This is a genomic window from Ramlibacter sp., assembly GCF_041916345.1.
Classification (GTDB): domain Bacteria; phylum Pseudomonadota; class Gammaproteobacteria; order Burkholderiales; family Burkholderiaceae_C; genus Ramlibacter.
The window spans coordinates 1-10488 of record NZ_JAYRZR010000090.1; the positions used below are offsets into that span (position 1 = coordinate 1).

10 protein-coding genes are annotated in these 10488 nt (G+C 68.1%); 2 read left to right on the plus strand and 8 right to left on the minus strand.

Annotated features, from left to right (window positions below; translation table 11 throughout):
- From ACE3T5_RS17865 to ACE3T5_RS17885, 5 genes are all read right to left on the minus strand, one after another.
- Nucleotides 1–223, minus strand: a 223-nt coding sequence (locus ACE3T5_RS17865; RefSeq protein WP_374669458.1) for a DUF4194 domain-containing protein, incomplete at its 3' end; no start/stop codon positions are given.
- Between the two features lie 3 nt (nucleotides 224–226).
- Nucleotides 227–1693 (minus strand): DUF3375 domain-containing protein, encoded by a 1467-nt coding sequence (locus ACE3T5_RS17870; RefSeq protein ID WP_374669459.1) that lies wholly within the window; start codon nucleotides 1691–1693, stop codon nucleotides 227–229.
- 158 nt (nucleotides 1694–1851) lie between these two features.
- Nucleotides 1852–2799, minus strand: coding sequence for a sterol desaturase family protein (locus tag ACE3T5_RS17875; RefSeq protein ID WP_374669460.1), 948 nt, complete (start codon nucleotides 2797–2799; stop codon nucleotides 1852–1854).
- 59 nt (nucleotides 2800–2858) lie between these two features.
- Nucleotides 2859–3587 carry a polysaccharide deacetylase family protein gene (locus ACE3T5_RS17880; RefSeq protein WP_374669461.1) on the minus strand — a complete coding sequence of 243 codons (729 nt, stop codon included), beginning with the start codon at nucleotides 3585–3587 and terminating at the stop codon, nucleotides 2859–2861.
- Nucleotides 3588–3756: 169 nt separating this feature from the next.
- Complete coding sequence (locus ACE3T5_RS17885) at nucleotides 3757–4785, minus strand: YncE family protein (RefSeq protein ID WP_374669462.1); 1029 nt, start codon at nucleotides 4783–4785, stop codon at nucleotides 3757–3759.
- A gap of 187 nt (nucleotides 4786–4972) precedes the next feature.
- Between ACE3T5_RS17885 and ACE3T5_RS17890 the strand changes: the two genes are divergently transcribed.
- Both ACE3T5_RS17890 and galE read left to right on the plus strand, forming a co-directional pair.
- The gene (locus ACE3T5_RS17890; RefSeq protein WP_374669463.1) at nucleotides 4973–5317 is read left to right on the plus strand and encodes an H-NS family nucleoid-associated regulatory protein; all 345 of its coding nucleotides are present in this window, start codon (nucleotides 4973–4975) and stop codon (nucleotides 5315–5317) included.
- A 282-nt stretch (nucleotides 5318–5599) separates the two neighbouring features.
- Complete coding sequence (gene galE, locus ACE3T5_RS17895) at nucleotides 5600–6640, plus strand: UDP-glucose 4-epimerase GalE (RefSeq protein ID WP_374669464.1); 1041 nt, start codon at nucleotides 5600–5602, stop codon at nucleotides 6638–6640.
- A gap of 161 nt (nucleotides 6641–6801) precedes the next feature.
- Here the strand turns inward: galE and ACE3T5_RS17900 are convergent, their stop codons facing one another.
- The 3 genes from ACE3T5_RS17900 to ACE3T5_RS17910 form a co-directional block, all read right to left on the minus strand.
- Nucleotides 6802–7983, minus strand: coding sequence for a nucleotide sugar dehydrogenase (locus ACE3T5_RS17900; RefSeq protein WP_374669465.1), 1182 nt, complete (start codon nucleotides 7981–7983; stop codon nucleotides 6802–6804).
- 199 nt (nucleotides 7984–8182) lie between these two features.
- The gene (locus ACE3T5_RS17905) at nucleotides 8183–9307 is read right to left on the minus strand and encodes an ABC transporter permease (protein ID WP_374669466.1); all 1125 of its coding nucleotides are present in this window, start codon (nucleotides 9305–9307) and stop codon (nucleotides 8183–8185) included.
- Between the two features lie 2 nt (nucleotides 9308–9309).
- On the minus strand, nucleotides 9310–10488 hold a 1179-nt coding region (locus ACE3T5_RS17910), incomplete at its 5' end, for an ABC transporter permease (protein ID WP_374669467.1).

Genomic DNA, 10488 nt, shown 5'->3' on the forward strand with positions numbered 1-10488 from the left:
CGAAGGCGTAGCCCTCGGCCTCGTCCAGCACCAGGTCCAGGCCCAGCACGGCCACGTAGTCGCGCACGCGGGCCTGCAGCGTGAGCAAGGCGGACCACAGGGCCTCATCCTGCTCGCGGTACAGCACGCCCTTGAGCAGCGTGATGGCGAGCACGGAGAGATCGGGTGCGGCGCCGGTCGGTGGGGGCGCGGGCGCGGGCAGGGCATGCAGCTCGTCTTGCACGGCTCACCTCACGTAGATCACGCGCGGCAGGCGGGCCACGCGCTGGGTGGGCTGGCCGGCGGCGTCCACGCTGTTCCAGGGGATGGCTTCGGTGTGCGATTCATCCACGGCCACGCGGAACGTCTCGTCACCCAGCTGCAGGTAGGCCACCAGTTCGGCCAGGCCCTGCCGCAGCGGCTGGGTGGCCACCAGTTCGCGCAGGGTGACCTGCGTGGCCTGCTGCAACGCCTGACGGATGTGCCGGGCCAGCCGAGCCTTGTCCACGCGCACTTGCTGGTACAGCGATGCGTCATCGGGCGCCTCGTCAGCATCCACCGGCACCACGCCAGCCAGTGACGGCTTGTGCGCCGGGGCGTACAGCGGGCGCTCCATGGCCAGATCGATGCGGGCGGCGGGTTCGTCGATGGTCATCATCGGCGTGGGCAGGCTGGCCGTGTGGCCGTGCGAGCGCAGGCCGACAGCGCGGGTCTCGATGCTGCGCAGCAAATCCATGATGCGGCGATTCTCCAGCCAGGCCTGGTCGTCCAGGAAGCGGCGCAACTGCTGCGAGAGCTGGGCCACCGTGCGCTGCGTGTGCTCACCGGCTTCCAGCCAGTCGTAGTGCACGCGGCGCATGCGCGCCTCGGGCTGCAAGTTCGCCACGGGCGGCAGGGCCAGCACGCGGTCCAGCAGGGTAGAAAGCTCCTCCTGCCGCTGGCTGGACATCAGGAAATCCCAGAAGGCGCGGAAGCTGCGGCCCTGGTCCGATTCGGCGATGGCATCGCGCTCGCCCAGGATCTGCTGCAGCAGCGCGCCCTTGGCGCCGTCCCACAGGGCGATGCGCTCCCGCACCGAGCGATCGAGCTGGCGGAAGTTGTGCTCCACCTCGCGAAAGTCCGACAGCAGGTCGCGCGCCATCTGCGTGAACTGCTGAAAGCGCTCTTTCAGCGCGGTGTCGTCCAGCAGCGGCAGCGTGCCGGCGAGCGCGCGGGCGATGTCGGCATCGATCTCGTCGCGGCGCTTGCGCAACTCGGCCACGCGCACGGCGGGGTCGGCCTCGGCGCCTTCGCTCATCTGCTTGAGCAGTTCGAAGAGCGTGAGCAGGCGTGACTCCGTCCCGATGAACTGGCGTTGCGAAAGCTGCAGCAGCCAGGCGATGGCCTTCTCGGTGGCGGGCGTCAGGTCGAAGTGCGCTTCGTCGGTGCCGGGCAGGTAGAACTTGCGCAGCCAGCCCTTGTCGGGCGCCGCCCAGTCGTTGAGGTACTCCATGGCGGCACGCGGGAAGGCATCGTCACCCAGTTGCTGCCGCAACGCGTAAAGCTCGTCATCCAGCGCCTCCGCCAGCGTGGCCGCGGGCATGTGGCGCACGTTGGGCTGCACGAAGGCTCGGTGCAGGAAGCTGGCCACCAGCGAAGCGTGGTCCGACCGCAGCAATCGCCACGCCGGGTGGTGCGCCCGCATGGCTTCGAGTGGAGCGAAGTCCAGGGGCATGGGGGTGATTCTCGCCGGGTGTGGTGGAATTTTCGTGGTTTTCGTAGGCTGGGGTGGAGCGATAGCGCAACCCCAGCGGTTTCCGTGGCGCACCCGAAACGCTGGGGTTGCGCTCCGCTCCACCCCAGCCTACAGGGGACAAGCTTGTACTCGGCCCCTCACCTACCCACCAACCGCCGCACCCCCGCCCACTGCTGCGCCCAGAACCCGCGCCCGTAGTCCCGGCCCTGCTCCACCTGATCGCGCACGCCGGTGGGGTCGTAGCGGATCTCGAAGTTGGCGGTGCGAAACAGGATGTCCCACCAGGGCAGCAGCACGCCGAAGTTGTAGCCGCCCAGCGTGCCCTTGCCCGCGGTCTCGTGCCCGATGCCCACGCTGTGGTGCAGGCGATGGAAGCGCGGGCTGACCCATAGCCGTTCACCGATGCGGCCGAAGTGCAGGCGCAGGTTGGCGTGCTGGAAGCTTTCGCTGAGCTGCGCGATGGCGACGATGGCCACGAACTGGCCCGGGCTGACGCCGATGAGCTGGCCCACCACCACCAGGATGCAATCGCGGATGACATCGTCCAGCAGGTGGTTGCGGTTGTCGGACCACATGGTCATCTGCCGCTGCGAGTGGTGCAGTGAGTGCAGCGCCCACCACCAGTTGAACTGGTGCTGCCCGCGGTGGATGCAGTAGTCCACGAAATCGAAGACGATCAGGTACAGCAGGAAGCTGATCCATGGCGCGTCGGTCACGCCGGGCCAGAGCTGATCCAGGTGGAAGGTGCTGACACCCTGCACGCGCAGCCAGCCGAACAAGCTGTCGAAGAGCGGTTGCACGGTGAAGAACATCGCCACCCGGAACAGCCCCAGGCGATGGATCAGCGTGTAGAGGATGTCCACGCGGATCGCCTGCCGGTCCGTCACCGCCTCCACCGGGCGCCAGCGCTGCAGCGGGCCGATGAGGGCGACGAGGATGGCGATCTGCACCACGCCCACGAGCAGCCAGCCGGTGGCGGCGTAGCCGGATTCGAGCAGGTTCGACAGGCCCAGCCACACCATCAGCGGCTGCGTGGCGTGCTCGAAGAGCCAGGATTGGGCGTGGTCGAAGAGGTCCAGGGGCATGGGCAGTGATGCAGCGCGGGGAGCTGGGGTTGCACCCCAGCCTACGGGGGCAGACAAGCCTACTTGAAGTCTGGGTGCTCGCGCAAAGTGGCGAAGCAGAATCCCTTGGCCTTGAGCCCGGTGATCAGCGGCTCCAGCACGGCGGGTGCCCAGGGGTCCTTGCGGGACCAGATGCCCAGGTGGGCCATGAGGATGTCGCCGGGGCGGATGTCGCGCAGGGCCTTGGCCAGCAACGTCTGGTTCGGGTAAGTCTCGCTGGGCAGTTCGTCTCCCAGAAAGCCCGCCGGCGCCCAGCCCACATGCCGCCAGCCGCACGCCTGAGTGGCGGCCAGGAAGGCGGGGGAAGTCTTGCCGCCCGGTGCGCGGAACACGGGCAAGGGCTTCTGGCCGGTGAGGGACTGCAGGCGGTCCGCCGCGCGCTGGATCTGCTCGCAGTACTGGGCCGCTGTGACGGTCTGGTCACGCCCGGCATCCGGCCCGGCGCTGCTGCGCACCTTGAAGCGCCCGCCGGGCAGATCGGCCCGCCAGTACATGTGGTCCCAGGTGTGGGAGGCGAAGGCGTGGCCTTCTTCGGCCCGCGCCTTCCACCAGGGCGCCCAGTGGTCACCCAGGCTGCCGTCGCCCTGCTTCGTCTTCTCGTTGGCGGCGAAGAAGGTCACCTTCACGTCGTGGCGCTTCAGCGTTTCGGCGATCAGCGGCGCCACCTCCATGTGGCCGGTGTCGAAGGTGAGGTAGACCGGCTTGGGGCAGGCGATGGTGGTGGTGGGGAGGAGCAGCAGGAGCAGCAACCCCCGGACTGGTCTTCGTGGGATTGGTTTTCGTAGGCTGGGGTGCAACCCCAGCATCGCGCGCCGACCATCCTGGTTCAAACGCTGGGGTTGCGCTTCGCTCCACCCCAGCCTACGGGGGGGAAGAGGCTGCGTGGGGGGCATGAAACGCATCGCGAGGCCGCGCCTGCTACCACCGCGGCGCGTGATCCAGCGTCCACACGCCGTGCGGCGACTTGCCGACGTTCACCTGGCGCACCACCTGCCGCGTCTCGGTGTCGATCACGCTCAGCTTGCGGATCCAGCGCGAGGTGACCAGCACCAGCTTGCCGCCGGTGGTCACTTCCATGCAGTCCGGGCCGCCAGGCGCGGGCAGCGTGTCCACCACCTCGAAGCTCTGCAGGTCGATCTTGCTGATGGTGTTGGCCACGCGGTTGCTCACGAACACATGGCGCCGGTCACCGGCCGAGCGGAACGCGTGCGCGCCCTCGCCCGTCTTGATGCGCCGCACCGCCTTGGGCGCAGCACCGGTCACGTCGAACACCTCCACGCTGTCGCTGCCGGTCAGCCCCACGAGGATGTACTTGTCGTCGGGCGTGCCGAAAACGTCAGCCGGCATGGGGCCGGTCTTGGTGCGCCACTTCAGCACCTGGGTGGGCAGGTCGATGGCAACCAGCTCGTCGCTGTCCTGCATGGACACATAGGCGGTGGTGCTGCGGCTGTCGATCCACACGTGGCTGGGCGTCTTGCCGGTGGCAATGCGCTTGGCGAGCGTGAGGTCCTTGCCGTCCCAGCGGTACACGTCCACGTGGTTCAGGCGGTTGGCGGCGGTGACGAACCACTTCATGTCCAGCGAGAAGCGCAGCTGGTACGGATCGGAAATGCCACGCACCGTGCGCTGCACCTCCGCCGTGCGCGGGTCGATGAACGTCAGCGTGTCCGAGACGGCGTTGGCCACGATCAGCGACTTCTCGTCCGGCGTCAGGTACAGGTGGTGCGGCTCCTTGCCGGTGGGAATGCGCTTCACCTCGCGCCAGGTCACGGGGTCGATGACGGAGACATCTGCGTCCAGCGAATTCAGCACGAAGATGGGCGCGGGGGCGGCCGCGGCGGGCCGGGCGGGGGCGGATGAGGCGGGGGCGGAAGGCTTCTGGGCCTGGGCGGTAACCCAGGGCCAGGGCAGCGCGGCCAGCAAGGCGCGGCGGGAAATTCGATTCACGAAGGCAGACCGTTCAGTTGAACGGCGGATTGTGCCGCATGCGCCACGCCAGCCCGGCCGTGGCAAGGCTCTGTGCGGCCGAATAGGCATTTTCATTTGCCGATCATGTTAAATTCCGCCCACGCGAGATAATCGCGCCATTCAAGCTGTACTTCCCCGTAGCTCTTTGACACCCAAAGCGAGACAAATGCCTTCTTACAAGGAATTGCAGGAACAGGCCGCGCGCCTGCTGGAACAAGCTGAACAGCAGCGCCAGGCTGAAATCAAGGACGCCTTGAATTCCATCGTCAAGACGATGGGCGACCACGATATCGGGCTGGAGGAATTGTTCGATCACCTCCGCGCCTCGGGCTTCCAGCCCAAGACCACGCGCAAATCCGCCGGCAAGCCGCGCGGCACCGGCGCCAAGGTGGCCCCGAAATACCGCAATCCCACCACCGGCGACACCTGGACGGGCCGTGGCCGCGCGCCCGCCTGGATCAAGGAAGCCGAAGAAAAAGGCAAGAGCCGCGACAAGTTTCTCATCAAGTGACTTCAAGGCGGATGCATATCCGTTAGCCCGGGGTTTTCCCCGGGTTTTTTGTTTTTGGGGCCGAAACAATGACACGTGATTGAATGGCGGAATGGGCCGCCGCGATCGACGCGGCTGCGATGAATCGGCCCCGTAGGCTGGGGTGGAGCGCAGCGCAACCCCAGCGTTTTTCATTCGCCCCAAAAAAACCGCTGGGGTTACACCCCAGCCTACGAATACCGTTAATCGGCCGCGCTCGTGTCATCCCGCTTCGGTAGCATTGACTCCCCCAAAGAGCCCTTCATGTCCCCCACCATCCTCCTCACCGGCGGTGCCGGCTACATCGGCAGTCACACCTTCGTCGCCCTCGTCGAGGCCGGCTACACGCCCGTCATCCTCGACAACTTCTCCAACAGCCATCCCGCCGTGCTGGACCGCCTGGCGCGCATCACCGGCATGACCCCGGTCTGCGAACGCGGTGACGTGCTTGACACGCCCTGGGTGCAATCGGTCGTGACGCGCCACACCCCCGCGGCCGTGGTGCACTTCGCGGGCGTCAAGGCCGTGGGCGAGAGCGTGGCGCAGCCGCTCAAATACTACCGGCAGAACGTGGGCGGCTCGCTGAGCCTGCTGCAGGCGATCGAGTCCGCGGTGGATGCCGGCGCAGCGCCGCTGCCGGCCTTCGTGTTCTCAAGCACGGCCACCGTCTATGGCGACCCGGATGAGGTGCCCGTGCGGGAGTCGGCGCCGCTGCGCCCCAGCAGCCCTTACGCTCAGACCAAGCTCACCGTTGAAGAGATGCTCGGCTGCGCAGTGGTGGCACGGCCTGCGTGGCGCGTGGGCGTGCTGCGCTACTTCAACCCCGTGGGCGCGCATGCCAGCGGCCTGATCGGCGAGGATCCCTCGGGCATCCCCAACAACCTCATGCCCTTCGTGAGCCAGGTGGCCGTGGGCCGGCGCGAGCGCCTCAGCGTGTTCGGCAACGACTACCCCACGCCCGACGGCACCGGCATCCGCGACTACATCCACGTGCAGGATCTGGCGGAGGGCCATGTGGCCGCGGTGCGCGCGCTGCTGGCTGGCCAGCCCGGGTTCACGCTGAACCTGGGCACCGGCAAGGGCTCCAGCGTGCTGGACGTCGTGCACGCTTTCGAACGCGCATGCGGCCGGCCCGTGCCGTATCAGGTGGCCCCGCGCCGCCCCGGCGACGTGGCCGAGTATTTCGCCGACCCCGCCCGCGCCCGGGAGCTGCTGGGCTGGCAGGCGCGGCGCGGCCTGGACGAGATGTGCGCGGATTCGTGGCGCTGGCAGAGCGGCAACCCGGCCGGGTACGCCGGAGCGTAAGGCATAGTCTCCGTACGCTCGGGTGGAGTCTCCTTAGGCTGGGGTGGAGCGCCAGCGCAACCCCAGCGTTTCGCTCGTTGGCCCGCGTCGTAGCCACGCAAGCGAGAACGCTGGGGTTGACACCCCAGCCTACGAACACCGAAAGCCGAAACACACCTCCGTCACCGCGGCCCACCCAGGTCCCGCGTCAACACGCGATCCATCACGTCATCCAGTTCCGCATCCACCCGATCGGCGACGATCAGGTCGCACCGGGCCTTGAACGACTCGATGTCCTTCACCAACGGGCAACCCTCCAGCGCCTCGGCGTCCAGCGTCGGCTCATGGGCCAGCACCTGCACGCCCTCCGCGCGAAGCCCACGCATGACCCGCACCATGGCGCTGTCAGTCAGGTTGCCTGACCCCGCCTTCATGCCCAGCCGATACAGCCCCACCACCCCGGGCCGCCGCTGCAGGATCGTCTGGACGACGTAGTCCACCCGCGCGGCGTTCGAGGTCAGCACGGACTGCAGCAGCACGAGTGAAGTCGCGCCCTGCGTCTGCGCAAGCTGCGCGGCATCGCGCGGCAGGCACGGCCCGCCGAAGCCGAAGGACGGATGGTTGTAGTGGTCGCCGATGCGGGGGTCCAGGCAAATGCCGCGCAGCACGTCGTTTGCACGGAGGCCCAGGTTGGCAGCCAGCGTATCCAGTTCATTGAACAGCGCCACGCGCGCGGCCAGCAGGGTATTGGCCATGAGCTTCACCGCCTCGGCCTCCCTGTCGCGCATCACCAGCACCGGCGCATCACGGTGACCCGTGGCCTGAAGCATCAAGTCGGCCCACTCGAAGGACGCGGATGATTCGCTCCCCACCACGATGCGACTGGGGTGCGAGGCATCGTGCAGCGCATGCCCCTCACGCAGGAACTCCGGTGCGTGCAGGATGCCATCGAAGTCATGCCGCGCGCGCATCCGCTGGGTGAAACCGATGGGCACGGTGGACCGGATCACGATCCGGGCCGCCGGAGCCAGCGCTCGTGCATCCGCGATCACGGCCTCCAGTGCCGTCGTGGTGATGCCGCCAGTGGCGGCATCGGCCGGTGTGGGGACGCAGACGACGACATGGCCGGCTCCCGCATAGGCGTCGGCCTTGTCCAGCGTGGCCCGCATGTGCAGGTCTTCGTGAGCCAGGGCGTGCTGCAGGGCGGCCTCCGGCACCGGGCTCTGCCGCTCGTTGAGTCGAGCCACGCAGGTCGGATCGGTGTCGAGCACCACCACCTTATGGCGGCGTGCCAGCAGGATGGCGTTAGCCAGGCCCACCGGGCCGGCGCCGACGACGGTGAACTTCAGGCGGTGCGGGTGCATGGGGAGTCGATTGTTTCACCTGCCGCTGAGGCTACCCCTACGGCTGTTGCGTAGGCTGGGGTGGAGCGCCAGCGCAACCCCAGCGTTTCGTTCGTTGACCTGCAGCATCGGTGCGCAGCCGAAAACGCTGGGGTTGACACCCCAGACTACGAACAGCCCAGAACAGTCCGGAGCAGCGCGCGAGCAGGGGGGCAACGCCCTACCCCATCCCCCCGATCGTCCGCCGGAAGCGCGCGAGCGACAGCGCGAACAGCGCGGCGCCGATCACGAACAGGGCCGCGAACGACGGCCACACCACCGACAGGCCGGCGGCGCGGAACAGGATGGCCTGGCTCAGGTCGACGAAGTGCGTGGTGGGCGCGAACTGCATCACGAACTGGATCCACTGCGGCATGCTCTCGCGCGGGGTGAGGCCGCCTGACAGCTGCTCCAGCGGCATCATCACCAGCACCATCAACAGGCCGAACTGCGGCATGGTGCGGGCCACCGTGGCGAGGAAGATGCCCATGCAGGTGGTGGCGAAGAGGTGCAGCGCCGCGCCGGCCAGGAACAGCGGCACCGAGCCTTCCACCGGCACCTGCAGCAGCCCGCGGATCACCCCCTGCAGCGACAGCGCGGAAGCAAACAGCACCACCACGCCCATCGCCCACACCTTCGCCAGCATGATCTGCGTGGGCGTGACCGGCATCACCAGCAGATGCTCCACCGTGCCGTGCTCGCGCTCGCGGATCAGCGCGGCGCCGGTGAGAATGACCGCGAGCATGGTGATCTGGTTGACCAGCTCCATCAGCGCGCCGAACCAGCCCGGCTCCAGATTGGGATTGAAGCGCACGCGCGGCACCAGTTCCACCGGCTGCACCGCCACCGCGCGATGGCGCTGCACGAACTCGGCCACCTCGCCCAGCACGATCTGCTGGATGAAGCCGCTGCCCACGAAGGCCTGGCTCATGCGCGTGGCGTCCACGTTGAGCTGCAGGGCCGGGGCGCGGCCCGCCAGCACATCGCGCTGGAAGTTCGACGGGATCACCAGCACGAAGGTGTAGCGGCCCGCGTCCAGCGCGGGGTCCACCTCAGTGAGCGCAATGCGCTGCGGCGGCGCGAAATGCGGCGGATAGAAGGCCGAGACGATGCGCGCCGAGAGCGCGGAGTCGTCCTCGTCCACTACGGCGATGGCCGCCCGGTGGATCGATTCCGGCATGGCCGTGCCGGCGGAGTACACCGCGAAGGTGAGCGCGAACACGACCAGAAACAGCATCATCGGATCGCGCCACAGGCTCCACAGCTCCTTCACCCCCAAGTGCCAGATCGGCCCCGCGCGGCGCATGCTCACTTCTCCTGCTTGCGCAGCAGCGCGACGGCCAGCCCCAGGACCACCGGCACCGAGAGCGCCAGCGCCGCGAATTCCGCGTGCAGATCACCAAAGCCCAGCGCCTTGCTGAAGACGCCGCGGCTGATGGTGAACATGTGGCTGGCCGGGTAGATCTCGCCGATGACACGACCCGCGCCCTCCAGCGAGGCCACCGGGTTGATCAGCCCCGCGAACTGCACCGCCGGCAGCAGCGTGCCGACGAGCGTGATGAAGATGGCGGCGATCTGGCTGCGGGTGACGGTGGAGGCCAGCAGGCCCAGCCCGGTGGAGACGCCCGTGAACAGCAGCGCCGCGAGAGTGAGCGTGGCCAGGCTGCCGGTGAGCGGCACGCCGAACACGGTGACGGCGGCCAGCGTCATGATCGCGAAATTCAGCATGCCCAGCACGATGTAGGGCACCTGCTTGCCCAGCAGGAATTCCAGCCGTGTGGTGGGCGTGACGTAGAAGTTGAGGATGGAGCCCAGCTCCTTCTCGCGCACCACCGCCAGTGCGGCCAGCATGGAGGGCAGCATCAGCAGCAGCATGGGCACGACCGCCGGCACCATGGCAGGCAGGCTCTTCACGTCGGGGTTGTAGCGGAAGCGGGTCTCCACGTCGGCCAGACCCACGGGCGTGGCACCGGTGTGCTCGCGCGCCTGCGCCAGCAGCCAGTGCTGGTGCATGCCCTGCACGTAGCCCAGCGCGGTCTCTGCGCGCTGCGGCATGGAGCCATCGACCCAGGCCGCGATCTGCACCGGCTGCCCGCGCGCGAGGTCCCGTGCGAAGCCGGGCGGGATCTCCAGCCCCAGCGCGATCTCGCCGGCGCGCATGCGGCGGTCCAGGTCGGCGTGGTCGGTCAGGGGCGGCGCCTCGATGAAGTAGCGGGAGCCGGAGAGGTCGAGCACGTAGTTGCGGCTCAACTGCGTCTGGTCGCCGTCGAGCACGGCGAAGCGCAGGGTGTTCACGTCCATGCTCACGCCGTAGCCGATGACGGTCATCATCAGCAGCGAGCCGAGCAGCGCGAGCGCGCCGCGCACAGGGTCACGCTGCAGCTCCAGCGTTTCGCGCCAGAGGTAGCTGTAGAGGCGGCGCAGGCTTTGGCGCAGGGGGTGGGGGTGGGGGCTCGATGGAAGCGCTGGGGTTGCACCCCACCCTAA

Excerpts from the sequence above, each read along its gene's own strand:
- ACE3T5_RS17870 (WP_374669459.1), bottom strand. The coding sequence starts at position 1,693 with ATGCCCCTGGACTTCGCTCCACTCGAAGCCATGCGGGCGCACCACCCG.
- ACE3T5_RS17875 (WP_374669460.1), bottom strand. The coding sequence starts at position 2,799 with ATGCCCCTGGACCTCTTCGACCACGCCCAATCCTGGCTCTTCGAGCAC.
- ACE3T5_RS17890 (WP_374669463.1), top strand. The coding sequence starts at position 4,973 with ATGCCTTCTTACAAGGAATTGCAGGAACAGGCCGCGCGCCTGCTGGAA.
- galE (WP_374669464.1), top strand. The coding sequence starts at position 5,600 with ATGTCCCCCACCATCCTCCTCACCGGCGGTGCCGGCTACATCGGCAGT.
- ACE3T5_RS17900 (WP_374669465.1), bottom strand. The coding sequence starts at position 7,983 with ATGCACCCGCACCGCCTGAAGTTCACCGTCGTCGGCGCCGGCCCGGTG.
- ACE3T5_RS17905 (WP_374669466.1), bottom strand. The coding sequence starts at position 9,307 with ATGCGCCGCGCGGGGCCGATCTGGCACTTGGGGGTGAAGGAGCTGTGG.